This window comes from Sphingomonas sp. PEI4 (assembly GCF_056679955.1).
In genome coordinates, this window is record NZ_CM155258.1 from 982383 (window position 1) to 1006676 (window position 24294).

A 24294-nucleotide genomic window follows, 5' to 3' on the forward strand; every position below is an offset into this window, starting at 1 on the left:
TCAGGAAAACATTCCAAAATAGCTGAAAATCAAAGCGAGCAGCGCAGTCGCAGCCGTGCCAACTAATGCACTAGCTGCCTGTGATCCGATCCATCGGAGCGTTGTTGAAGCAGCATCCAGAAACGGCTGAAGTCTAATAAAACTACCCGAGAGGTTTTGCCTCAGGCCTTTAAGCTCACCGATGGCTGCGCCGACCTCCTCTGCGGAAAGGTCGCCTACATCGTTGCCCCGCTCTAGTTGAGCTATCAAAGCGTCAGTAGATTGATTTATTTCTACTAGGCCGAAGCTGTTATGATCCAGCGGAACCATCCTATCGGACGCCGGTATGACCGCCGCATCCCCCACTTCCGATAATTTTTGCTCAACTAGCAATATTCCCGTCTCTGTTATGGAATAGTCGCCATGATCGTAATCGATCAGACTTTCCGCCTCGAGCGAGTTTAAAGCCTTAAAAACGTATGAGTATGTATATTGGGGAATGAGTGAATGAACCTGCTCGCTACTCAGCGCTAGCATTCCGTCGTCAGACGTCAGGCTCTCATATATGCTAACTAAAACTTTTTGCTTGGCTTGCTTAAAATCTAGTATCGGCATCAACCTAGGCTCGCCACGAACTTATCGAACAGGTACAGACTATCCTGCGGCCCCGGGCTCGCTTCCGGATGATACTGCACCGAGAACGCCGGCTTGTCAGTCAGTTCCAACCCCGCATTCGACCCATCGAACAGCGACACATGCGTCTCGCGGACATTCGCGGGCAGGCTCTCCCGCTCGACCGCGAAGCCGTGGTTCATGCTGGTGATCTCGACCGTGCCGTCGGACAGGCGCTTGACCGGATGGTTGGCGCCGCGGTGGCCCTGGAACATCTTGGTCGTGGTCGCGCCGACCGCGAGGCCGAGCAACTGGTGGCCGAGGCAGATGCCGAACAGCGGCTTGCCCGTCTCAAGCAACTGCTGGATCACCGGCACCGCATATTCGCCGGTCGCGGCGGGATCACCGGGACCGTTCGACAGGAAGATGCCGTCGGGCTTGAGCGCCATCACGTCGTCGAAAGTGGCGGTCGCACTTACGACCGATACTTGAGCACCCGCCTCAACAAGGTTGCGGAAGATGTTGCGTTTGCTGCCATAATCGATCGCGACGACATGCGGGCGCGAACCGTCCTTGGTGACACCTTCGTAACCTTTGGCCGGCGCATCATACCCAAACCCCAGCCGCCACACGCCGCCCGGCGCATCCTCACCCCAGCCATAATGCGTCTCGGTCGAGACCGCCTTGGCGAGGTCCATGCCCTCGATCCCCGGCCAGCCGCGCGCCATCGCCAGCAACGCCGGCACGTCGAACGCCCCGCTCGCCGAATGCGCGATCACCCCGTTAGGAGCCCCCGCCACCCGGATCCGCCGCGTCAGCGCGCGCGTGTCGATGCCCGAGAGCCCGATCCGCGCATGCCGCTTCATCCAGCCGTCGAGGTTCTCGACCGCCCGGAAGCTCGACGGCTGGGTCACATCCTCGCGGACGATGATCCCCAGCGCGTGCGGGCCGTCCGCCTCGGCGTCGTCGGGGTTCGCGCCGACATTGCCGATATGCGGGAAGGTGAAGCAGATCATCTGCCCCGCGAACGACGGGTCGGTCATCACTTCCTGATAGCCGGTCATCGCGGTGTGGAAGCACACTTCGCCGACGGCCTGCCCCTCGGCGCCGAACCCGCGCCCCCAGATCACGTCGCCATTCGCCAGCACCAGAACGCCGGTCGCGCCTGTAGGCATTGCCATGGACATGGGTGTGGGCTGGGCGTCGGCCATCAGGCTGGGCACTCTCTTTAGATTGTCGATGTCGCTAAGTGGTGTCCGCTAAGGCCGGCGCGCCGCAGCGTCAATCTGTTAAACATTCGGCGGAAGCGCTATCCCACCTGGCTAAGCACGAACCACCTGAAAGACCAGTACATGATTCGCGACGACATCAAGGCCGCGCAGCTCACCGCCATGAAGGCCGGCGACAAGCAGAGCCGCAACGCTATCTCCCTGATCCAGGCCGCAATCAAGAACCGCGATATCGAGGCGCGCACCGGGAAAGCGCCGGAAAGCGACGACGCACTGGTGGTCGAAGTGCTCCAGAAGATGGTCAAGCAGCGCCGCGAGTCGATCGAAATGTTTTCGAAAGGCGGCCGTCAGGAACTGGCCGATGCGGAAGCGGCCGAGGTCGCCGTGATCGAACGCTTCCTCCCCCAGCAGATGAACGAAGCGGAAACGACCGCCGCGATCCTGGCGATCAAGGACGAACTCGGCGCCACCGGCATGAAGGACATGGGCCGAGTGATGGCGGAGCTCAAGACACGCCACGCAAGCGAGCTGGACATGAGCAAGGCAAGCGGCCTAGTAAAGGCAGCGCTGTCGTAAATGGAAAAGGGCGGGCCCTTACTTCCTCCCCTCCCGCAAGCGGGAGGGGACCGAGGGGTGGGCCCGCGCCATCGCCTGGACCGACCAACCGAGAGAGCACGAGAACTCCGCAACGAAGCGACGAATGCCGAACAGATGTTATGGCGGCAGCTGAAGGGTTCGCGACTGCAAAACCTCAAGTTCAGCCGCCAGATGCCGATAGCCGGGTATTTCACCGACTTCGTATGCCGCTCGCACATGCTGATCGTCGAACTCGACGGGCGCCAACACGTCGAAGACCAACCCTATGACGACGCACGAACGAAGCAGCTCGAAGCCGCCGGCTACCGCGTCATCCGCTTCTGGAACAACGATCTGACGAGCAACATGGCCGGCGTCTTGGAGACCATTCTGACCGCTGCGATCGGAACCGAGCGCCTGCCCACCCCCCAGCCCCCTCCCGCTAGCGGGCGGGGGGGCTCTGTCGTGGCCGGGGCGAACTAATGGCGCTAACCCCACAATTCCTCGACGAACTCCGCGGCCGCACCTCGCTCTCCGCTCTCGTCGGAAAAACCACCAAGCTCACCAAAGCAGGCCGCGAGTACAAGGGCTGCTGCCCGTTCCACAACGAGAAGACCCCATCGTTCTACGTCAACGACGACAAGGGCTTCTACCACTGCTTCGGCTGCTCGGCGCACGGCGACGCGATCAAGTGGATGACCGATCAGCGCGGCCTCCCCTTCATGGACGCCGTCAAGGAGCTCGCGCAGGCCGCCGGGATGGACATGCCAGCGATGGACCGCCAGTCCGCCGCCAAGGCCGAACGCGCCAAGGGCCTGCACGAGGTCATGTCGGACGCCGCCGACTGGTTCACCGAGCAACTCAACGGCCTCCCCGGCACCGACGCCCGCGCCCTCCTCGACCGCCGCGGGATCAAGCCCGAGACGGCACGCGCGTTCGGCATGGGGTTCGCCCCCGACAGCCGCGGCAAGCTGAAGAGCGCGCTGAACACTTACGGCGACCCGATGCTGGTCGAGTCCGGCATGCTCATCTCGGTAGAGGGCAAGGATCCGTACGACCGGTTCCGCGGCCGGCTGATGATCCCGATCCGCGACCCCCGCGGCCGGACGATCGCGTTCGGCGGACGCGTGCTCGACGGCGGCGAACCCAAATACCTGAACTCCCCCGACACGCCGCTCTTCGACAAGGGCCGCACGCTCTACAATCTCGACAAGGCCGCCCCCGCCTCGCGCAAATCCGGCCGCGTGCTGGTGGTCGAGGGATACATGGACGTCATCGCGCTAGCCCAGGCCGGCTTCGGCGAAGCGGTCGCCCCACTCGGCACCGCGCTCACCGAAGCGCAGCTCGAACGACTGTGGCGGATGGTCGACGTCCCCCTGCTATGCTTCGACGGCGACGGTGCGGGCCAGAAAGCCGCGCTGAGAGCCGCACACCGCGCACTCCCGATGCTAGCCCCCGGCCGCAGCCTCGCCTTCGTCACGCTCCCGCAAGGCCAGGACCCCGACGACCTCGTCCGCACCGGCGGCCCCGCCGCGTTCGAAGCGTTGCTGAAGACCCCCGAACAGCTCGTCGACCGGCTCTGGGCGTCCGAAGTCGCCGCCGAGGCGCTCGACACCCCCGAACAGCGCGCCGGCCTCAAGCGCCGCCTCCACGAACTCGCGGAGGGCATCGCCGACCCCTCGGTGAAGCAGCAATACCATTCCGAGTTCAAGAACCGCTTCTACGAGCATTTCAAACCCGTCCGAGCCCCCTTCGTACCCAGAGGCGAGCGACCGAAAGGCGGCTGGAAGCCCCCCACCGCGCCCGTAACCGAAGACGCAAAGGCCTTCCTCGCCACTGGCATCGACCGCGTCCTGGCGAAGGCGGTGCTAGCCGGCCTGATCCGCCACCCGGTCGAGATCGCGCGCCACATGGAGGTGCTCGGCCCCCTCCAAATGATCGACGGCGCGCTCGGCCGATTGTTCGAAGCGGTCGTAGATGTTGCACTTGAGGACCAGAAGCTTGATAGCGGGCGACTTCTCACCATATTGGCGAGGTCCGGTTTCAATTCAGTCGCAAGTGATTTGTTGAGAGCCGATACGATGCCCTATTCGTTCACGCAGACCACGGCCGATCCAGCCCGCGTCCGTGCCGACCTCGACGAGGCGATCGCGATCATGGTCGCACGTCCCGAGGTCGACGCGGCACTGAAGCAGGCGACCGCGGCGATGCAGACGCACTTCACCGAAGATGCGTTCGAACGACAAGTGGCTATGGTAAGAGAGAAACAGGCGTTGGAAGTCCGACTTGCAAATCTTGTACAGTCGAACGAAGACGCCCGAGCGTTGGGTACCGAGGGCGATTGATGGCTAAGGCGAACATGGCGGAACCCGCCGAGACGAACGAAACCGGCGATGCGCCGCTGATCGACATGAACGATGCGTCGATCAAGAAGGTCATCGCGCGCGCCAAGAAGCGCGGCTACATCACCTATGAGCAGCTCAACGAAGCGCTGCCCCAGGGCGAGATGTCGTCCGACCAGATCGAGGACATCAGCGCCGCGCTGAGCGAGATGGGCATCAACATCGTCGAGAACGACGAGGCTGGTGAAGACGGCGAGACCGAGCCCGCCAAGGAAGACGAGGACGAGCCGGAGACCGCCGACGCGGATGCCGACACAGGCCCTGCGATCGAGAAGAAGAAAGAGACGATCGATCGCACCGACGATCCGGTCCGCATGTACCTGCGCGAGATGGGCGCGGTCGAGCTGCTCAGCCGCGAGGGCGAGATCGCCATCGCCAAGCGCATCGAGGCGGGTCGCGACACGATGATCCTGGGTCTCTGCGAATCGCCGATCACCTTCAACGCAATCATCGACTGGTCGACCGCGCTGAACGAGGGCACGATGCAGCTGCGCGAGATCATGGATCTCGATGCGATGCTGTCGAAGGACCCTGCCCCAGAGGCAATGGCCGAAGACGGCGAAGCGGACGACGGCGAGATCAGCGAAAAGAACGCCGGCCCTTCGTTCAAGGAAGAGGCCGAGCCCGAAGAGCCGTCCGCCGACGAGGACGAGGACGGCGAGCGCCGGACTCCGCGCGCATCGGACGACGAGGAGGAGGACAACACCCTCAGCCTCGCGCAGATGGAAGAGCAGCTCAAGCCGATCGCGCTAGAGCGGTTCGCCAGCATCACCGCGCTCTACAAGAAGTTCAGCAAGATCCAGCAGGCGCGCGTCGACGCGATGGGCATCGGCGGCGATTTCTCCGCGGCCGACGAGCGCAAATACCAGAAGCTGCGCGAGGAACTCACGGCGGAGGTCGAGAGCGTCCAGTTCCACAACGCCAAGATCGAATATCTGGTCGATCAGCTCTATGCCTATAACCGTCGCCTCACCGCGCTGGGCGGCCAGATGCTGCGCCTCGCCGAGCGCCACAAGGTGCCGCGCAAGGACTTCCTCGATCGCTATATCGGCCACGAGATCGACGAGAACTGGCTGACGACCCTCGCCAAGATCGACAAGAAGTGGACCGCGTTCGTCGCGAACGAGGGCGAAGCGGTCGAGCGCATCCGCGCCGAGATCGCCGACATCACGCAGCAGACCGGCATGGCGCTCACCGAGTTCCGCCGGATCGTCAACATGGTCCAGAAGGGCGAGCGCGAGGCGCGTATCGCCAAGAAGGAGATGGTCGAGGCGAATCTGCGGCTGGTGATCTCGATCGCCAAGAAATACACGAACCGCGGCCTTCAGTTCCTGGATCTCATCCAGGAGGGCAATATCGGCCTGATGAAGGCGGTCGACAAGTTCGAGTATCGCCGCGGCTACAAGTTCAGCACCTACGCGACGTGGTGGATCCGCCAGGCGATCACCCGCTCGATCGCGGATCAGGCGCGGACCATCCGTATCCCGGTCCACATGATCGAGACGATCAACAAGCTGGTCCGCACCAGCCGCCAGTTCCTGCACGAGCAGGGCCGCGAACCGACTCCGGAGGAGATGGCCGAGCGCCTCTCCATGCCGCTGGAGAAGGTCCGCAAGGTGATGAAGATCGCCAAGGAGCCGATCAGCCTCGAAACGCCGATCGGCGACGAGGAGGATTCGCATCTCGGCGACTTCATCGAGGACAAGAACGCGATCATCCCCGTGGATGCCGCGATCCAGGCGAACCTCAAGGAGACGGTCACGCGGGTGCTGGCGTCGCTCACCCCGCGCGAAGAGCGCGTGCTGCGCATGCGCTTCGGCATCGGCATGAACACCGATCACACGCTTGAAGAGGTTGGCCAGCAGTTCTCGGTCACCCGCGAGCGCATCCGCCAGATCGAGGCAAAGGCGCTGCGGAAGCTTAAGCATCCGAGCCGGTCACGGAAGATGCGGAGTTTCCTCGACCAGTAAGGGTTGCGAAATTTCTGATCGAACAAACGGGCCGCGGTGGAAACACCGCGGCCTTTTTTGCGCCAGCGATATAGCAGCTAAATCCAATTGACAGCGATCGATAAGATTACATCGATTCGCCACGCAGAACTCGGCGCGCGTTCACTGTTCTTGTATCACCAGCCTGCTGTCGGCCACTTATGTGGCCGCACTTGCAGCGATGCCGAGCACCTTAAACCATCCATGATGAGCAAGGTAACCTATCGCCTTACCGCCAATGTCAATTATTGCATATGCAGATGATGCTAGTCCTACCGTCTTTGCAGCGACGCCATCAACACTGCGCTCCATCTTAACTAATGTAGTCGATCTGGTAGTTTTTAGCTTTTTGTCGAGCGTCAGTTCGACGACATCGGAGAAAAATTTGACTTTGCATACTGTCGACGCGTGAAGTCGCGCGTACTCTTTCTGTCGAAATAGTTCAACTTCATCTTTTCCCAGAACAAAATCGCGACGAATGCCGCCGTTTACCTCCATGAGTTTCTGCATGTGAGGAGTTCCGACGTAATTCTCGCCGTAAATTCCGAACAAGATAGCTGCTATGTTAATTCGGTTGTCGATATCAATAGACGGCGCATTCCGGCCCGTAAGTACATAATAGCGATGAGCGAGCGTCTCAAATCCGTAATGAATATTTATCATATTCCAGTGCAACCACAGATCGCCACTATGGCTTTGAACGAAGCTATAAAAGTCTTCCAATAGCTTAGTTTCTATTTCCAGAAACCTGCCCTCAATGTCATCTTTCGCGATGTGCATTTTCTCAGCCACGAGATGCGCCGCGAAGCTAACTGTTTGGTCGTTTTCCCAATCTTTGATGACAATATTGGATATGCTTGGGGACAAACTTTCCCGATCGTCATATAGGCTCTGACAAGCGTAGTGAACGACAAGGCAACGACTACTGTTCCGTCGAATTTTAGCCAAGGCGTCCCGCGAGCGATTAAATGCGATCGCCATTATGTACTTGTCGCCTCTGCCATCTTCACTTCCCCGCTACGATCACAAACCATAGACAGTGCTCCGGTAGTAGCAAGAGACGGGTAAGCCTCCAATTTTGCGATCCTCCCCCGCCAGGGGGAGGTGGCACCGGAGGTGACGGAGGGGGAGGATACGCGACAGCTGTTACCCTTTCCTCCCCCTCCGTCTGGCAAGAGCCAGCCACCTCCCCCTGGCGGGGGAGGATCGTTGGCTTCGACAATCGTGAGTGATGGTTCGCCCTGCCGCGTTCCGAACACCTGATCCTCCCCTGTAAGGGGAGGTGGCGCGAAGCGACGGAGGGGTGTCGCCCTATCGAGAGCGGGTCACCCCTACGTCAGCGCTATGCGCTGCCACCTCCCCTTGCAGGGGAGGAATTACGGTCGAACCGGATCGACATTCCCTCTAAGCCCCCGTCATGCCCCGCATAATCCTGTTCAACAAACCGTACGACGTCCTCAGCCAGTTCACCGACGTGAACAGTCCGACTCCGCGCGCGACGTTGTCGCAGTTCGTCGATGTGCCGGGCGTCTATCCGGCGGGGCGGCTCGACCGCGATAGCGAAGGACTGTTGCTGCTGACCGACGACGGCCGCCTCCAGGCGCGGATCGCGGACCCGCAGTTCAAGCTGGCCAAGACCTATCTCGTGCAGGTCGAGGGCGATGCCGGCGAGGACGCGCTCGATGGCCTGCGCGGCGGCGTCGTGCTGAAGGATGGCCCCACCCGCCCCGCCGACGTCGAGCGGATCGCCGCGCCCGACCTCTGGCCGCGCGTGCCGCCGATCCGAGTCCGCGCGAGCATCCCCGATTGCTGGCTGAAAATAACGATCCGCGAAGGCCGCAACCGCCAGGTCCGCCGCATGACCGCCGCGATCGGCCACCCCACCCTCCGTCTCGTGCGGTGGAGCATCGGGGAGTGGACCTTGGCAGGTCTGGCACCGGGGACATGGCGCGACGCCTGACGGCGGTTGAGGGGGCTGGCGGGCACCTGCGAGCCAGCTGGCGCGTACGCCCCGCTAAGACATGCCCTTTGGACGGCAGCGTTCGTGACCACAAGCGGAACGCCTCCCCACCCACGCCGTCATCCTGACGAAAGTCAGGATGACGGAGAAGGGGATGTTCACGCGAAGGCGCTAAGGCGCGAAGAGAAGATCGAGCAAGTGAAGCAAAACACGCCACTTCTCTTCGCGCCTTAGCGCCGTCGCGTGAATCCAGTCCTGGAGCTGCGCTACGCCCCGAAGGACAGAGGAGGCATGCAGACATCACGGCCACCGCTGGTCGAAATGCTAATCGGCTGTCCTACACGTTCGGAGAAGCGCACCGTCACCGGATGCCCGCGCACGCCCCCTTCACCTCGACACCGCCCCCACATCCCCGCGCCACCGCCGCGGCGAAAATGCTCCCCAGCGTCTATACTTCCTATACTTCCGTGCTGCAGCATAAACGCGAGTTGCGGTTAAACAGTAGCGCTTCCAATACCTTGCCGCTCCAACCAGCCCCCACCGCGCGCACAACGAAAAAGGGCGCGGGGACCATCGCCCCCGCGCCCTTCTTCAACCCAAACAGTCTCCGATTACTCGGCGGCTGCGGTGCCCTTTGCGGGGCGCATGTCGCGGCGCTCGGCGATACGCGCTGCCTTGCCGGTGCGGCCACGCAGGTAATACAGCTTGGCGCGACGCACGGCGCCCTTGCGGACGACTTCGATCGAATCGACGTTCGGCGAGTAGAGCGGGAAGACGCGCTCGACGCCCTCGCCGAAGCTCATCTTACGCACGGTGAAGTTCGAGCCCATGCCCTTGTTCGAGCGCGCGATGCACACGCCCTCGTAGTTCTGAATACGCGTGCGCTCGCCTTCGACGACCTTCACGCCGACCTTCAGCGTATCGCCAGGGCGGAAATCGGGGATCGTCTTGTTGGCCAGGAACTTCGCGATGTTCTCGGCTTCGATCGTCTGCAACAGGTTCATGTCTCGTCCTCGTGTCGCCGCGCGCCAGAGGGCGACTGGACCCGAGCACCCTCATGGCGCTCCCAAAGGTCCGGTCGCCGTGACCGTGTATCGATCTCCGCGCGGCGTTTGCGCCATGCAGCGATCTTCGCATGATCCCCCGATCGCAGCACCTGCGGGATCGTGCGCCCTTCCCATTCCTGAGGTCGGGTATAATGCGGATATTCGAGCAGCCCCGTTTCGAAGCTCTCGTCATCCCCACTAGAAGCCGCGCCCATTACGCCGGGCAGCAGCCGAATGCAAGCATCGAGCAGCACCAGCGCCCCCATCTCGCCCCCCGACAGGATGTAATCGCCAATCGAAACCTCCTCGATCTCCCGCGCCTCGAACAACCGCTCGTCGAACCCCTCGAACCGCCCGCAGAGAATGGTAACGCCGGGCCCCCTGGCCAGCTCGCGAACGCGCTCCTGGGTAAGAGGCTTCCCCCGAGGCGTCATGGCCAGCACCGGCCGCCCGTCCGCAACGCTGTCGATCGCAGAGGCCACCACATCGGCCCGGAGCACCATCCCAGCCCCGCCCCCAGCCGGCGTATCATCCACCGACTTGTGCTTGTCCGTCGCAAAGTCCCGGATCTGCACCGGCGAACAAGACCACCGTCCCTCCCCCAGCGCCCGCCCCGCAAGCGAAGTCCCCAGCGGCCCCGGAAACATCTCCGGATACAACGTCAATATCGTGGCAGCGAAAGTCACAGCGTCCAATTCTCTATGCGAAGGCCGGGCACATCGGCGAAGTCGCGCTCGTTGTTGGTGATCAGGGTCAGTCCGAGCGACAGGGCATGGGCTGCGATCAGCCGGTCGAAACTCCCACGCCTGAAGGGCAACTGTGCATATAGCCGGGCCGACAATTCGTCGAAGGGAAGCACCGGCACCCATCGGCTGAATGCATCGACCGCGTGCAACGGCGGCAGCTTGCCTTGCCAACTGCCGACCGCGAGTTCGGCGAAGACGATCGCCGACATGCCCAGCTCGCCCTCGTCGCATTGCTCGACGCGATTTCGCAGGACTGGAACGTTACCGCCGAGCAACAGGATGCAAATGTTGGTGTCGAGCAGATACTTCACTGCTCGTCAGACCGGCCCGGCCAGGACGGATCGTCCCACGGACGCGGCGAGGGTTCGAAGATCCGGTCTTCGCGGTCGATGAGTTTAAGCCCGGGGATCGAGCCGTAGATGCCCGTCAGATCGATTTTCCGAGGCGTAGGTGAATAAGGCTCGACGATGAACTTGCCACTGTCCTCTCGCACCGTCATTTCCGCACCCTCGGCAATTCCAAGCGCTTTTGGCAAACGCAACGCAACCGAGTTGCCGGACTTGAAGACCTTCGCGCGATATTCCTTACCCATTCCAGCCTCCGTATGCACATGCCGTATATACCAGAATGGAGTAAGGAACAATTGCGGCTGCGAAACGCTCGCGCCGGATGGACGATTGCATCATCATCGGCGCGGGGCCGGCGGGGCTGACCGCTGCCATCTATCTGGCGCGGTTCCACCTCTCGATCCGGCTGTTCGATTGCGGGAGCAGCCGCGCCGCGTTGATCCCGTGTACGCATAACCATGCGGGGTATCCGGACGGTATCCGCGGCACCGATCTGCTCGCGCGGATGCTGGCGCAGGCGGAGACGTACGGTGCGGTCCGCGAGGGTGCTCGGGTCGATGCGATCGAGGTGGACGACGACGGGTTCACCGTGCGGCTGGGCGATCGCCGCGCGCGGGCGCGGAGCGTGCTGCTCGCCACCGGAGTCGTGAACAACCGTCCGGCCATGCCCGACGCAGTCCATGACGAGGCGCTGGAGGCGGGGTTGCTGCGCTACTGCCCGATCTGCGACGGCTATGAGGTCACCGACAAGCGCGTCGGCATCATCGGCACCGGCGACCACGGCATGCGCGAGGCGCTGTTCCTGCGTGCCTATACGAAGGACGTGACGCTGATCGCGCCCGAGGGTGGCCATGATCTCGATCCGGCGTGTGAGGCGGCGCTCGACGATGCGGGGATCGTCCGCGTCAGTGGGCCTTGCGGCAATTACGCGATCGAGGGGGACCGGCTTGCGCTGGACACGGTTGAGGGGCGGTTCTCGTTCGACAGCATCTATCCTGCGCTAGGCTCGGTCATTCGTTCGGAGCTTGCCGTCGCCGCGGGGGCGAGCGCGTCGGAGGATGGGTGCCTGGAGGTCGACTCGCACCAGCGCACGTCCATCCCCGGCCTGTTCGCGGCGGGCGACGTGGTGAAGGGCCTGGACCAGATCAGCCACGCGATGGGCGAGGCAGGGGTCGCCGCCACGACGATCCGGAATATGCTCGCCGAGCAACGTCCGTTGCGGCGGTAGTCGCTACTCAACTTGTTTCCCCGCGAAGGCGGGGACCCAGACTGGGCTCCCGCCTTCGCGGGAGAACAAGCAAGTGCTGGTGAGTACGCCTACTCGGCGGCGAACGAAGCCTCTACTACGAGACGGTCGGCGTCCCATTCGGGTACCGCTTCGGCACGCATCGGTACCATGAAGCGCTTGCCGGGCTTGTCGTCCACAGGAAGGCGTTCGATCTCGATCACGTCGCCCGCACCGAAATTGTCGATCGCGACCACACGCCCGATCGCTTCACCGTCGGTCGAGACGACATCGAGCCCCATCAGGTCGGCGTGATAATATTCACCGTCTTCCAGCGGTGGCAACGACGACCGCGGCACCGTCAGTTCGGTCCCGCGCATCGCCTCGGCAGCATTGCGATCGACGACTTCGGCGAAGCGCGCGATCGTGCCGTTGTTGCCGTTGCGGGCGGATTTCAGCGACAGCGCGCCGTTGTTGAAGCTCTTATAGCTCCCGAAATTCTCGGCGAAAACCTTCAGCCGCACTTCGCCACCGATGCCGTGCGCACCTATGACGACCGCGAGCGTGACATCAGCCTTGCGCTGAGCCCTGGTCTGGACCGGGGGTGTCGTCGGATCCTTCGGCGGGGTCTTCGGCGGAGACGCCTTTGTTGGTGGCATCTTCGATGTCCTCGGGTGCGGGGGCTGTGCGGGGGTCGGATTCGGGGGCCATCGTGCGCTCCATGTCGGGGTTACCGACAGAGAACGCACGAACGACCGATCGGGTGCGGTTGCGCACCGTAGGATGGAGCGGAAGTTGCCTCCCACACCTCCGTCACCCCGGGCTTGTTCAGGGGTCCACCGTTCCGCGTATCCAAATCTCTCGAATGCGCGGAAGCGTGGATGCCGGAACGAGCCCGGCATGACGGGCAAAGGGCGGAGCGACCAAGCCCCGCCCCCGTATCTTACGAAGCGCTCGTTGCGTCTTCGACTTCGGCAGCGACGACCTGCTCGGTCTCTTCGTTGCTTCCGGTTGCAGGCGCTGCGCTCGCTGCGGCAGCGGCCTCGGCAGCTTCAGCCGCCTTGGTCGCACGCTCTTCAGCGCGCTCGGTGGCCTTCTCGCCGGGCTTGCCCTTGTTCGGGTTGTTGCGTGCCGAACGCTCGAGCACGCCAGCCTGGTCGAGGAAGCGCGCGACGCGGTCGGTCGGCTGCGCGCCGACGCTCAGCCAATGCTTCGCGCGGTCGGCGTCGAGCTGCACGCGCTGCTCGTTGTCCTTGGCGAGGAGCGGGTTGTAGTTGCCGATCTTCTCGATGAAGCGGCCATCACGCGGCGAGCGCGCATCGGCAACGACGATCTTGTAATACGGACGCTTCTTGGAGCCACCGCGCGCGAGGCGAATGTTGATTGCCATGATATTTTCCTTCTAGATCTAAACGTCACCCCAACGAAAGCTGGGGTCTTGTGGTTGTCAGGGTCCGCACTCTCACCGGGAGATCCCAGCTTTCGCTGGGATGGCGGTGGGGATGGGGTTCGTTATTTCTTCTTCAGAAAATCTTCGAAACCGGCAGGCATCTGCGGCATCTTGGGGCCACCAAGCCCCGGAAGTCCGCCGCCGGACGAGCCGCCCGGCAGGCCACCGGCCCCGGCCTTGTTGAGCATGTCGCCCATCTGCGGCCCGCCGATCGCATTGCCGATCCCGCCAAGGCCGCCACCAAGGCCGCCCTTGCCGAGCATCGCCATCATGCCCTTCATGCCGCCCATCTTCTTGATCTTCTTCATGGCGGTCGACATTTCGAGGTGCATCTTGAGCAGCTTGTTGACCTCCTGGACGGTCGTCCCGGAGCCCTTGGCGATGCGGATCTTGCGCTTGGCGTTGATCAGTTCGGGCTTGTTGCGCTCCTTGATCGTCATCGAACCGATCATCGCGTCCATGTGCACCAGCACTTTTTCGCCACCGACCGACGCGACTGCGCCCTGCGCCTTCTTCATGCCGGGGATCATCCCCGCCAGCGCGCCGAGCCCGCCCATCCGCTGCATCTGCGCCAGCTGGGCGCGCAGGTCGTTCATGTCGAACTGACCCTTGGCCATCTTGGCAGCCATCCGCTCGGCGTCTTCGACCTGGATCGACTCAGCCGCGCGCTCGACCAGGCTGACGACGTCGCCCATGCCGAGGATACGGCCGGCGACACGCTCGGGATGGAACGCCTCGAGCGCGTCGAGCTTCTCGCCAGTGCCCGCAAACTTGATCGGCTTGCCGGTGACCGCACGCATCGACAGCGCCGCGCCACCGCGCGCATCGCCGTCCATGCGGGTCAGCACGATACCCGTCAGCGGCACCTGATCCGAGAAGTTCTGCGCAACGTTGACCGCGTCCTGGCCGGTCAACGAGTCGACGACCAGCAGGATCTCGGCTGGGTTCGCGACGTCGGCGACCGCCTTCATCTCGTCCATCAACGCCTGATCGACATGCAGTCGACCCGCGGTGTCGAGCATCAGGACGTCATAGCCCTGGAGCTTGGCCGCCTGCATCGCACGCCGCGCGATATCGACCGGCTGCTGCCCCTGTACGATCGGCAGCGTCGCGACGTCGATCTGCGTACCGAGCGTCGCCAGCTGCTCCTGCGCATTCGGGCGATTGACGTCGAGCGACGCCATCAGCACCTTCTTGCGCTCGCGACCGGCCTGTCCGAAATTGGCCTGCCCCGCCGCCAGCCGCTTGGCGATCTTGGCGGTGGTGGTCGTCTTGCCCGACCCCTGAAGGCCGACCATCATGATGACGGCTGGCGGGGTGACGCCCAGCTCCAGCTCCACGGCATCCGAACCGAGCATCTCGACCAGCGCATCGCTGACGATCTTGACGACCTGTTGCCCCGGCGTGACCGAGCGCAGGACGTTCTGGCCGATCGCCTTCTCGGTCGCCTTCTCGACGAACTCGCGTGCGACGGGCAGCGCGACATCGGCTTCGAGCAGCGCGACGCGCACCTCGCGCATCGCCGCGCGCACGTCCGCTTCGGTCAGCGCACCCCGGCCGCGAAGGCGGTCGAATACGCCGCCAAGTCGATCGCTCAGGCTTTCGAACATCGCAATACTCCCATACACCGTCACCAAACGCAAAAGCGCCGGCGGGCGAAACCTCGCCGGCCAGCGTGCATCCTTGGATGCTCGTCCTATGCGCTCCGTAACGGAACGTGGCGGGTCCACTACTGGAACCGGGTTCGGGATGCAAGACCAGTGACAGCGCCTTTCCCATCCCTACCGTCACCCCGGATGTGTTCCGGGTCCACCGTTCCACGCGATCGATGATCGGCGAGCACGCGGAATGGTAGATGCCGGAACGAGCCCGGCATGACGGACGTGCGCAACCAATCGCGTATCGGCCACGTCCTGCCCCGCGGCCACGCCGCCTTAACACCTCCTACACCTCTCGCATGGCACACCCCGGACCAATCAAGGACACCTCCATGACCGCAAAGCCGGTGGCGACGCGCTCGCCCCGCAACATCAGTCGGGAATTCATGACCGGCGCCATTACCGGCGCCGCGATCCTGCTGTTCATCGGCACCGGCGGCACGGTCTTCATGAGGGCAGTGGCGCATCTGCAGGGCAGCGAGGCGGTGGTCGACCGTACGCTGATCGCAACGATGCTGCTCAACGTCGCGCTGATCCTGTTCGGCTGGTTTCGGTACCGCGCGCTTGCCGAGGAACTGAGCGATCTCACAGATGCCGGCCACCGCGCCCAGGCGCTGGCGCATTGCGATCCGCTGACCGGATTGCTCAATCGCCGCAGCCTGTCCGAAGACGGCGCGACGTTGTTCGCCAGCGCCCGCCGCCGCGGCAAGGCGATGGCCATGCTGACGATCGATATCGACCATTTCAAAAGCGTCAACGACCTGCACGGCTATGCGGTCGGCGACCTGCTGCTCGGCCATGTCGCCGAGACGATCGCAGCGATCGCGCCTGGTGCCAGCCTGCTCGCACGGCTTGGTGCGGATGAATTCGCCTGCACCTTCGTCTTCGATTCCGCACATAAGAACGTCGCCGACCGGATCGCCGAGCGCATGGTCGCCGGCCTCGCGCTCCCGTTCAACACCAACGGCGTCGACATCCATATGAGCGTGTCGATCGGCATCGCGCGCTCCGACGCCGACTGCGCCTCGGTCGACGCGCTGTTGCGCAATGCCGATATCGCGCTCCACGCCGCCAAGACCGCCGGGCGCGGACGCCACACCTGGTTCGACCGATCGATGGAGAGATCGCTGCAACTGCGCGGCGAACTCGAAGCAGGCCTGCGCAACGCGATCCCCGCGCACGAGGTCGTTCCCTATTTCGAGCAACAGGTCGACCTTACCACTGGCCGCATCACCGGCTTCGAGGTGCTCGCGCGCTGGGAACACCCGACGCGAGGCACCATCGCGCCCGATGTGTTCATCCCGATCGCGGAGGAGATCGGTCTGATCGGCGACCTCTCGCTGTCGATCATGCGCCAGGCTTTTACGGCCGCACGCGACTGGGACGCCAGCCTTACCCTGTCGGTCAACGTCTCGCCACTGCAGTTGCGCGACGCCTGGCTCGCGCAGAAGATCATCAAGACGCTGGTCGAAACCGGTTTCCCCGCCAGTCGCCTGGAGATCGAGATCACCGAGAGCGCGCTGTTCGACAATCTCCCGCTCGCGCAGTCAATCGTCGGCAGCCTCAAGAACCAGGGCATCTGCCTTGCGCTCGACGATTTCGGTACGGGCTATTCGAGCTTGGCGCATCTGAGGGCGTTGCCGTTCGACCGGATCAAGATCGACAAGAGCTTCGTCACCTCGATTCTCGACAATCCCGAGAGCATGGCGATCGTCAACACGATCGTGCGGCTGGGCGACAGCCTCAACCTGCCGACGACCGCGGAGGGGATCGAGGACGCTGCGATCGAGGAACGCCTGTGCGCGATTGGCTGCGCGAAGGGCCAGGGGTATCTGTACGGGCGACCGCTGGGCGCGGCGCAGGTCCGGCGGTTGCTGGCGGAGAAACGCTTGCTGGCGCAGCGCCCGGACCGCGACGCGCCGCCGCCGCGCGGGATTGCGCCGCGGTTGGCGGGGTAAGCTCCACCCACCAAACGCGACCCCGGCGGAGGCCGGGGCCCAGTTGAAGAAGTTGCAGTAACAACGCACCCGTCCTTCACCATAATCTTCTCCCAACTGGGCCCGGGCCTCCGCCGGGGTGGTGTTGGGTGGACGGCCGCTCCCCAATCTGTTCTCCCGCGAAGGCGGGAGCCCAGGACCAAGCAGCGCTCCGTCTGATACCCTAGGGCTCCTGCGTTCGCGGGAGAACGGCGGTGGGCAGGCAGGCATTCCGACCACGACAAACCGCAAAGCGTGGACTTCGCCCCCCGCCCCTCCTAAATCGCGCCCCATGCCATCTGCCCCGCAGCCAGAGGTGATCAGCCTCGGCTGCCGCCTCAACATCGCCGAAAGCGAGACCATCCGCGCGCTCGTCGCTGGGCGGGACATGGTCGTGGTCAACAGTTGCGCGGTCACCAACGCCGCCGTGAAAGCGACGCGCGTCGCGATCCGCCGCGCCAAACGCGACCGCCCCCAGGCACAAATCGTCGTTACCGGATGCGCCGCGCAGATCGATCCGGCGAGCTTTGCCGCCATGCCCGAGGTCGATCGCGTCATCGGCAATGCCGACAAGCTCACGCCGCAAGCCTGGAAGTCCGACGACGCCGTACTCGTCTCCGACATCATGCAGGTCCGAGAAGCCGCGCCCCATCTCGCCGCCAGCTTCTCCGCGCACGCCCGCGCCTTCGTCGAAGTCCAGAACGGCTGCGACCATCGCTGCACCTTCTGCGCGATCCCCTTCGGCCGCGGCCCGAGCCGCTCGGTCCCCGCCGGCGCAGTCGTCGACCGGATTGCCGGCCTGGTCGACGCAGGCCACCGAGAGATCGTCCTCACCGGCGTCGACCTTACCAGCTACGGTCCCGACCTTCCCGGCGCACCGACGCTCGGCCATCTCGTCGAACGCATCCTGCACCACGTGCCGAAGCTCGAACGCCTGCGCCTTTCCTCGCTCGACGGCATCGAGATCGACGACCGCCTTTTTGCACTGCTCACGACGGAGGCACGCATCATGCCGCACGTCCATCTCTCGCTCCAGGCCGGCGACGACATGATCCTCAAGCGCATGAAGCGCCGCCATTCGCGCGCGGAAAGCGTAGCGCTGGTCGACCACCTCAAGTCCGCCCGCCCCGACATCGCGATCGGCGCGGACCTGATCGCCGGCTTCCCGACCGAGGACGCGGCGATGTTCGCCAACACGCTCGCGCTGATCGACGACTGCCAGATCGTCCACCCGCATATCTTCCCCTACTCGCCTCGCGCAGGTACGCCCGCCGCGCGGATGCCGCAGGTCGAACCCGTAGTCCGCCGCCAACGCGCCGCCCTACTCCGCCAAGCCGGCGAAACGGCAAGAGCGAACTGGCTCCAAACACTGGTAGGAACGTCGCAGGATCTGCTCGTCGAACGGCCCGGCGACCGCGGCCATATCGGGAGCTTCGCCGAAGTCGCACTGGACGAACCAGGACTACCGGGCGAAATCGTCCGCATCACTATCACCGGGGTCACCGACGACCGCCTCAGCGCAACACGAGAATCATCATGAGCACCACCCCAACCTGGCACGACAAGCTGATCGGCGGCTTCAAGCGCACCTCCGACCGGCTGGTCGGCAACCTAGCCGGCCTCGGCGGCGCGCGGCTCGACAACGCGACGCTGGACGACATCGAGGAAGCGCTGATCGCGTCGGATCTGGGGCCCGAGACCGCCGGCCGCATCCGCCACCGTCTCGCCGAGGGCAGTTTCGAGCGCAACATGGAGGAGCTCGGCATCCGCGTGATCGTCGCGGAGGAGGTCGAGAAGGTGCTCGCCACGGTCGCCAAGCCGATAGAGATCGACGCCTTCCCGCGCCCGCAGGTGATCCTCGTCATCGGCGTGAACGGATCGGGCAAGACCACCACCATCGCCAAGCTCGCGCATCTGCTGATGGAGCAGGATTACGGCGTGATGCTGGCCGCCGGCGACACGTTCCGTGCGGCTGCGATCGGCCAGCTCCGCACCTGGGCCGAGCGCGTCGGCGTGCCGATCGTGACCGGTCCCGAGGGCGGCGACGCGGCCGGCGTGGTGTGGGACGCGGTCAAGAAGGCGACCGAGACCGGCATCGACGTGCTCATCGTCGACACCGCGGGCCGCCTCCAGAACAAGCGCGAACTGATGGACGAACTGGCCAAGATCCGCCGCGTGCTGGGCCGCATCAACCCCGAAAGCCCGCACGACATCGTCCTGGTGCTCGACGCGACCACCGGCCAGAACGCGCTCCAGCAGATCGAAGTCTTCAAGGAGGTCGCGGGCGTCACCGGCCTTGTGATGACCAAGCTCGATGGAACGGCGCGTGGCGGCGTGCTTGTCGCGGCGGCGGAGAAATACGGCCTGCCTATCCACGCGATCGGGATCGGCGAGGGCATGACCGACCTGCGGCCGTTCGATGCGAACGAGGTCAGCCGGATCATCGCCGGGGTGGAAAGCGTGCGGAAGTAATCCCCCCGTCCCCCCGCGAAAGCGGGGGTCCAGGAGCCACAAGCGGTATCATGCTTGACCTTGGGCTCCCGCTTTCGCGGGAGAACAATGCCATACGCCCCCACCCCGTTCGTGCCGAGTAAGATCGAGCTTGTAGAGAGCCTGTATCGAGGTACATGCCCGCAAAGCTGCGAACGCCCCTATCCCGCTCGTCCTGAGCGAAGTCGAAGGACTGGTCAGCTTGTGGCAATGTCCTTCGACTACGCTCAGGACGAACGGCATCTCACCGTATTTCGTGGATAACCCAGTGACCAAGCCCCCCCTATCCCCCGGCCTTCGCATGGCGGTCGATTACGGCCCGCTCGCGATCTTCTTCGCGGTGAATTTTCTCACGCCCGGTCTGCCGATCGTCCGCGTCGTCGCCGCCACCACCGCGTTCATCATCGCCACCATCGCCGCAATGATCGTGTCGAAGCTCAAGACAGGCCATATCTCGCCGATGCTGTGGCTGTCGGGCGCGCTGATCGTCGTGTTCGGCGGGCTTACGATCTATTTCCACGACCAGCGCTTCATCCAGATGAAACCGACGATCATCTACGCGATGTTCGCCGCCATCCTGACGTTCGGGCTCCTCACCGGGCGGCCGCTGCTCCAGTCGCTGCTCGGCACCGCCTATCCCGGCCTCTCCGCCGATGGCTGGGGCAAGCTGACGCGCAACTGGGCGGTCTTCTTCGTCTTTATGGCGGTGCTGAACGAAGCGGTGTGGCGCAACACGACCTGGGATTTCTGGGTCGGCTTCAAGCTGTGGGGTGCGATCCCGCTGACGCTGATCTTCGCGTTCGCCAACATTCCGATGCTGCTGAAGCATGGATTGCAAACGGGCGACAAAGCCGTGACTGACCTGCCGCCCGAAGGGTAATTCTACTGCTCCCCTCCCGTTCACGGGAGGGGTCGGGGGAGGGCCTGACCAAACAAGCCGGACGCCAGTATTTACGTCGCCCCCTCCCCTAACCCCTCCCGCAAGCGGGAGGGGAATGCGGCCTCAGCCAGCAACCTTCGCGTAACGCTCGGCCACGACGTCCCAGTTCACGATGTCCCACCAGGCCTTCAGATAGCCCGGACGATCGTTCTTGTACGTCAGGTAATAAGCGTGCTCCCACACGTCGTTACCCAGCAGCGGCGTGCCGGGCTCCTTGGCGTCGTCCATCAGCGGATTGTCCTGGTTCGGCGTGCTCGTCACCTTCAGCTTGCCGCTGTCGTCCGCGATCAGCCACGCCCAGCCCGAGCCGAACTGCCCCGCGCCCTTGGTGTTGAACTCTTCCTTGAGCTTGTCGAGGCTGCCGAAATCGCGATCGATCGCCTCGGCGAGCTTGCCCGACGGTGCCTGGCCGCTCTTGGCCGCCATCGTCTTCCAGAAGAAATCGTGGTTCCAGAAACCACCGCCATTGTTGCGCACCAGCGGCGGCTGCGACGAGATCATGCCGAGGATGTCCTCGATCGACTTGCCTGCCAGTGCGGAGTCCTTCTCGACGCCTTCGTTCAGCTTGGCCGTGTAGGCCGCGTGATGCTTGTCATGATGAAACTTCATCGTCTCCTGGTCGATCACCGGCTCGAGCGCGTCATAGGCATACGGCAGCGGTGGGAGTTCGAAAGCCATGGGGTTTCTCCTTTATGGGGTCGGACGCTCAACGCCCGCAGGGTGCAAATGCTCCCCGCACAGTCGTTACGCAAGCGGACCAGGCGTAACTTCGCGGTCGCTTAATACGCGGGTTGCGGTGGATCGAACATGACGGGCGGCGCACCGGGCTTGCGCACGGTCGGCCCCATCCGAAACTTCACCCGGTCGACGCAGCCGCCATAGCCGCTCGCGGACGGCACGCGCTTGGCCATCGACAGCAGCCGTACCGCCTGCTCGCCGAACTCCTCGGCAGGTTGCGCCGCGAGCACGCGGACATTCCCCGTCTGGCCCCATGGGGCCACGTCGTAGCCGATCACGGCCCATCCCTCGACCGCGCGGCGCCTGAACTGCTCGGGATAGGTGAGTCCCGGCTCGACCGCCCACTCCGCCTTGGACGGACAGGTCGCCTTCGCTCCACGGAAGCTGGCTTCCTCCGGCATCGGCGGGGCCGGCATCGTCGCGGAGCCTACCCAATACGGATATTGGCACCCGGCCCGGGCGCTTGCCGCGAACCGTGACTCCGCAATGGCGGCCATCGACGCCGCTTCCAGCGCCGCGTTGCCGTTCCCCGCCACCGGCTTCAGGCGAATCGGCTTGCCGGTATCGTCGATATCGAAGCCGATCATGCTCCAACTCGGCCGGCCGGGTTGTCTCGGGATCGCGTCGAAGTCCGGAAACGCACGGTTGCGAACCTGCGGCGCCGGATCGTAGCAGGTCGATCCCGCCGGCTTCACGCGCGCCCACATCTCTGCCGTCGGCCTTTGCTGAGGGAACATCGTATAGGCCATCACCGACGCCACCGGTGCGGCAGCGACAGGTTGTGGCGCGGGTACGAAAGTCAGGCTGCAATCGCTCCGCGTGGCACCGGGCGCGAACTGGCTTACCGCAAGCGCCGGGGTCAGGTCCTCACCCGCAACCACATACCCCTTCGCGATACGCTTGATGTCGAGCGGACGACCGGTCGGATCGATCGTAAACCGGTACGCGACCGGTTTCATGGCGTTGTCGGGCATCGACCACCCGAGCGCGGGCATCACGCCGGGCGGTCGAGCAAATTCCACCGGGATCCCCGCGCAACGGACGTCCTGCGTCGTCCAGGTGATGAACATCTGTCCGGCGCTCGGCCCGATGCTGGACCCGATACTGGGCCCGATACTGGGCCCGGCATGAGGAAACGGAACGCTGATGATGGGCGGCGGAACTTGTGCTGCTGCAGCGACCGTGACGGCCGGCAGTATCGACAGGACGGATCGAACCAGCCTCGTCACATGCGTTCCTCTGTATCGTGGCGTATTTTGGCGCATCGTGCCGTCTGTACATTACGACCGCAAGTCAGGCAGCGGTCTTGCCGTATTCCTGCCGCGTGACCGGGTGGCTCGACGAGAGACCGCCATCGACAGCGATCGCCTGGCCGTTGACGTAGCTGGCGTCGTCGGAGGCGAGGAACAGCGCGACCTTGGCCAGTTCTTCGGGCTGCGCGCCGCGGTGGAGGGGGTTGAGCCGGCCCACGCGGTCCATCTTGTTCGCCTCGCGCGCGTAATCGAAGACGGGCTTGGTCATCCCGGTTTCGGTGAGGCCGGGGCAGATCGCGTTGACACGGACGTTCGAGCCGGTGAGTTGCTGGGCCGAGACCGCGGCAAGATTTATGACGCCGGCCTTCGAGGCGGAATAGGCGGGCGAGCCGGCGCCCGATCGGATGCCGGCGACGCTGGCGGTGAGGACGATTGCGCCCTTTCCCCGCTCGGCAATGCGCGGTGCGGCGTGCTTGATCGCGAGGAACGGGCCGATCAGGTTGACGCGCAACACCTCGGTGATGAGCGCGACGTCGGTATCGAACAGGTTCGCCATGCCGCCGGAGATACCCGCATTGGCGAACATCACGTCGAGCCCGCCGAAACTGTCGCAGGCGAGCGCGACGGTGCGGATCACGTCCTCTTCGATCCCCGCGTCGATGCGGATCGCATTGGCCGTGCCGCCGGCCTGCACGATAAGGTGCGCGGTCTCGTCGGCGCCTTCCGTCTTGTCTGCGACGATGACCTTGCCCCCTTCTGCTGCGAACAGGAGCGCGGCGGCGCGGCCTATGCCGGAGCCTGCGCCGGTGACGATGATGGATTTGTCCGTAAAGCGCATCGCATGGTCCTTCGGTTAGATCGTTACCCCGCCGTCGATGACCATCGTCTGGCCGGTCATGAAATTGCTCGCGGACGACGCGAGGAAGACGACCGCGCCCGCGATCTCCTCGGGCTCGCCGATCCGGCGTAGGGGCACGCTGGTGTTCGCCGCCTCGATCCGCTGCGGGTCTTCCCACAAGGCTCGCGCAAAGTCGGTCTTGATGAGGCCGGGTGCGATGCAGTTCACACGGACGTTGGACGGGCCGAACTCGACCGCGAGATTGCGCGCGAGCTGCATGTCGGCGGCCTTGCTGATGCAGTAGGCGCCGATCACAGGCGACCCGCGCAGGCCACCGATCGAGGATATGATGATTATGCTGCCGCTGCGCCGCTCCAGCATCTCGGGCGCGACCATCTGGATCAGCCAGTGGTTGGAGATGATGTTGTTGTCGAGGATTTTCCGAAACTGGTCGTCGGCGATGCCGGACTGCGGACCGTAATAGGGGTTCGAGGCGGCATTGCAGACGAGGACGTCGATCCGGCCGAGCTGGGTGCGGGTCTCATCGACGAGGTGCTGGAGGCTTACCTTGTCGGAGATGTTCGCGGCTATGGCGATCGCGGTACCTTCGCCGTGTCTGGCGTTGAGTTCAGCGGCGACTGTGTCGCAGGCGTCCTGCTTGCGGCTGGAGATAACGACTTTCGCCCCGTGCTCGGCGAGTTCCCGCGCGGAGGCGAGGCCGATCCCCCGCGACGACCCGGTGACGATCGCGACGTGTCCCGTAAGATCGAACTGCGACATTCTTGCTTCTCCCCTCCCGCATGCGGGAGGGGCCGGGGGTGGGCGCCCGGCCTTCCACACA

The 24294-nt window shown here is 64.1% G+C and carries 25 protein-coding genes; 11 read left to right on the forward strand and 14 right to left on the reverse strand.

The window, feature by feature from the left end; all coding sequences use genetic code 11:
* Complete coding sequence (locus tag AC1MLZ_RS04280; protein WP_480960610.1) at positions 1–594, reverse strand: hypothetical protein; 594 nt, start codon at positions 592–594, stop codon at positions 1–3.
* On the reverse strand, positions 594–1802 hold the full coding sequence (gene carA, locus AC1MLZ_RS04285; protein WP_480960611.1) for a glutamine-hydrolyzing carbamoyl-phosphate synthase small subunit: 1209 nt from the start codon (positions 1800–1802) through the stop codon (positions 594–596). The genes AC1MLZ_RS04280 and carA overlap by 1 nt, the downstream gene beginning before the upstream one ends.
* A 141-nt stretch (positions 1803–1943) precedes the next feature.
* On the opposite strand from carA, the gene AC1MLZ_RS04290 reads away from it, so the two are divergent.
* The 4 genes from AC1MLZ_RS04290 to rpoD all read left to right on the forward strand — a co-directional run bounded on the left by AC1MLZ_RS04290 (position 1944) and on the right by rpoD (position 6768).
* Positions 1944–2396 carry a GatB/YqeY domain-containing protein gene (locus AC1MLZ_RS04290; RefSeq protein ID WP_480960612.1) on the forward strand — a complete coding sequence of 151 codons (453 nt, stop codon included), beginning with the start codon at positions 1944–1946 and terminating at the stop codon, positions 2394–2396.
* A 135-nt stretch (positions 2397–2531) separates the two neighbouring features.
* Positions 2532–2879 carry an endonuclease domain-containing protein gene (locus tag AC1MLZ_RS04295; protein WP_480960613.1) on the forward strand — a complete coding sequence of 116 codons (348 nt, stop codon included), beginning with the start codon at positions 2532–2534 and terminating at the stop codon, positions 2877–2879.
* On the forward strand, positions 2879–4741 hold the full coding sequence (gene dnaG / locus AC1MLZ_RS04300) for a DNA primase (protein ID WP_480960614.1): 1863 nt from the start codon (positions 2879–2881) through the stop codon (positions 4739–4741). Before AC1MLZ_RS04295 ends, dnaG begins: the two co-directional genes overlap by 1 nt.
* Positions 4741–6768, forward strand: coding sequence for an RNA polymerase sigma factor RpoD (gene rpoD, locus AC1MLZ_RS04305; protein WP_480960615.1), 2028 nt, complete (start codon positions 4741–4743; stop codon positions 6766–6768). Before dnaG ends, rpoD begins: the two co-directional genes overlap by 1 nt.
* Before the next feature lie 177 nt (positions 6769–6945).
* Here rpoD and AC1MLZ_RS04310 read toward each other — a convergent pair whose 3' ends face one another.
* Positions 6946–7767 (reverse strand): hypothetical protein, encoded by an 822-nt coding sequence (locus AC1MLZ_RS04310; protein ID WP_480960616.1) that lies wholly within the window; start codon positions 7765–7767, stop codon positions 6946–6948.
* Positions 7768–8203: 436 nt separating this feature from the next.
* Here AC1MLZ_RS04310 and AC1MLZ_RS04315 point away from each other — a divergent pair, with 436 nt between their 5' ends.
* Positions 8204–8746 carry a pseudouridine synthase gene (locus AC1MLZ_RS04315; RefSeq protein WP_480960617.1) on the forward strand — a complete coding sequence of 181 codons (543 nt, stop codon included), beginning with the start codon at positions 8204–8206 and terminating at the stop codon, positions 8744–8746.
* Between the two features lie 611 nt (positions 8747–9357).
* Here AC1MLZ_RS04315 and rplS read toward each other — a convergent pair.
* Genes rplS through AC1MLZ_RS04335 form a run of 4 tightly spaced genes read right to left on the reverse strand, consistent with a single transcriptional unit; the run spans position 9358 to position 11130 of the window.
* A complete protein-coding gene (gene rplS / locus AC1MLZ_RS04320) occupies positions 9358–9750 on the reverse strand; it encodes a 50S ribosomal protein L19 (RefSeq protein WP_031395442.1) in 393 nt (130 codons plus the stop codon).
* Positions 9747–10478 (reverse strand): tRNA (guanosine(37)-N1)-methyltransferase TrmD, encoded by a 732-nt coding sequence (trmD, locus tag AC1MLZ_RS04325; RefSeq protein WP_480960618.1) that lies wholly within the window; start codon positions 10476–10478, stop codon positions 9747–9749. The genes rplS and trmD overlap by 4 nt, the downstream gene beginning before the upstream one ends.
* The gene (locus AC1MLZ_RS04330; protein WP_480960619.1) at positions 10475–10849 is read right to left on the reverse strand and encodes a PIN domain-containing protein; all 375 of its coding nucleotides are present in this window, start codon (positions 10847–10849) and stop codon (positions 10475–10477) included. The genes trmD and AC1MLZ_RS04330 overlap by 4 nt, the downstream gene beginning before the upstream one ends.
* Complete coding sequence (locus tag AC1MLZ_RS04335; protein ID WP_480960620.1) at positions 10846–11130, reverse strand: AbrB/MazE/SpoVT family DNA-binding domain-containing protein; 285 nt, start codon at positions 11128–11130, stop codon at positions 10846–10848. The genes AC1MLZ_RS04330 and AC1MLZ_RS04335 overlap by 4 nt, the downstream gene beginning before the upstream one ends.
* Before the next feature lie 77 nt (positions 11131–11207).
* Here AC1MLZ_RS04335 and AC1MLZ_RS04340 point away from each other — a divergent pair, with 77 nt between their 5' ends.
* Positions 11208–12113: an NAD(P)/FAD-dependent oxidoreductase gene (locus AC1MLZ_RS04340; RefSeq protein WP_480960621.1), complete on the forward strand. Its 906-nt coding sequence runs from the start codon at positions 11208–11210 to the stop codon at positions 12111–12113.
* Between the two features lie 89 nt (positions 12114–12202).
* Here AC1MLZ_RS04340 and rimM read toward each other — a convergent pair whose 3' ends face one another.
* The 3 genes from rimM to ffh form a co-directional block, all read right to left on the reverse strand.
* Positions 12203–12769, reverse strand: a complete 567-nt coding sequence (rimM, locus tag AC1MLZ_RS04345) for a ribosome maturation factor RimM (protein WP_480960622.1) — start codon at positions 12767–12769, stop codon at positions 12203–12205.
* 284 nt (positions 12770–13053) lie between these two features.
* Complete coding sequence (gene rpsP / locus AC1MLZ_RS04350) at positions 13054–13500, reverse strand: 30S ribosomal protein S16 (protein ID WP_480960623.1); 447 nt, start codon at positions 13498–13500, stop codon at positions 13054–13056.
* A 122-nt stretch (positions 13501–13622) separates the two neighbouring features.
* On the reverse strand, positions 13623–15170 hold the full coding sequence (gene ffh / locus AC1MLZ_RS04355; protein WP_480960624.1) for a signal recognition particle protein: 1548 nt from the start codon (positions 15168–15170) through the stop codon (positions 13623–13625).
* A 380-nt stretch (positions 15171–15550) separates the two neighbouring features.
* Between ffh and AC1MLZ_RS04360 the strand changes: the two genes are divergently transcribed.
* The 4 genes from AC1MLZ_RS04360 (at position 15551) to AC1MLZ_RS04375 (ending at position 20564) form a co-directional block, all read left to right on the forward strand.
* Positions 15551–17176, forward strand: a complete 1626-nt coding sequence (locus tag AC1MLZ_RS04360) for a putative bifunctional diguanylate cyclase/phosphodiesterase (RefSeq protein ID WP_480960625.1) — start codon at positions 15551–15553, stop codon at positions 17174–17176.
* A gap of 310 nt (positions 17177–17486) precedes the next feature.
* Positions 17487–18734 carry a tRNA (N(6)-L-threonylcarbamoyladenosine(37)-C(2))-methylthiotransferase MtaB gene (mtaB, locus tag AC1MLZ_RS04365; RefSeq protein ID WP_480960626.1) on the forward strand — a complete coding sequence of 416 codons (1248 nt, stop codon included), beginning with the start codon at positions 17487–17489 and terminating at the stop codon, positions 18732–18734.
* The gene (ftsY, locus tag AC1MLZ_RS04370) at positions 18731–19666 is read left to right on the forward strand and encodes a signal recognition particle-docking protein FtsY (protein ID WP_132740487.1); all 936 of its coding nucleotides are present in this window, start codon (positions 18731–18733) and stop codon (positions 19664–19666) included. The genes mtaB and ftsY overlap by 4 nt, the downstream gene beginning before the upstream one ends.
* A 319-nt stretch (positions 19667–19985) precedes the next feature.
* Positions 19986–20564: a septation protein A gene (locus AC1MLZ_RS04375; protein ID WP_480961463.1), complete on the forward strand. Its 579-nt coding sequence runs from the start codon at positions 19986–19988 to the stop codon at positions 20562–20564.
* Between the two features lie 123 nt (positions 20565–20687).
* Here AC1MLZ_RS04375 and AC1MLZ_RS04380 read toward each other — a convergent pair whose 3' ends face one another.
* Both AC1MLZ_RS04380 and AC1MLZ_RS04385 read right to left on the reverse strand, forming a co-directional pair.
* Positions 20688–21302 carry a superoxide dismutase gene (locus AC1MLZ_RS04380; protein ID WP_480960627.1) on the reverse strand — a complete coding sequence of 205 codons (615 nt, stop codon included), beginning with the start codon at positions 21300–21302 and terminating at the stop codon, positions 20688–20690.
* 101 nt (positions 21303–21403) lie between these two features.
* Positions 21404–22321 carry a TonB family protein gene (locus AC1MLZ_RS04385; RefSeq protein ID WP_480960628.1) on the reverse strand — a complete coding sequence of 306 codons (918 nt, stop codon included), beginning with the start codon at positions 22319–22321 and terminating at the stop codon, positions 21404–21406.
* Between AC1MLZ_RS04385 and AC1MLZ_RS04390 the strand changes: the two genes are divergently transcribed.
* The gene (locus AC1MLZ_RS04390; RefSeq protein ID WP_480960629.1) at positions 22320–22493 is read left to right on the forward strand and encodes a hypothetical protein; all 174 of its coding nucleotides are present in this window, start codon (positions 22320–22322) and stop codon (positions 22491–22493) included. The genes AC1MLZ_RS04385 and AC1MLZ_RS04390 overlap by 2 nt on opposite strands.
* Positions 22494–22655: 162 nt before the next feature.
* Here the strand turns inward: AC1MLZ_RS04390 and AC1MLZ_RS04395 are convergent, their stop codons facing one another.
* Together AC1MLZ_RS04395 and AC1MLZ_RS04400 are read right to left on the reverse strand one after the other, a co-directional pair.
* Complete coding sequence (locus tag AC1MLZ_RS04395; protein WP_480960630.1) at positions 22656–23453, reverse strand: SDR family NAD(P)-dependent oxidoreductase; 798 nt, start codon at positions 23451–23453, stop codon at positions 22656–22658.
* A gap of 15 nt (positions 23454–23468) precedes the next feature.
* The gene (locus AC1MLZ_RS04400; RefSeq protein ID WP_480960631.1) at positions 23469–24233 is read right to left on the reverse strand and encodes an SDR family oxidoreductase; all 765 of its coding nucleotides are present in this window, start codon (positions 24231–24233) and stop codon (positions 23469–23471) included.
* Positions 24234–24294: the final 61 nt, after the last annotated feature.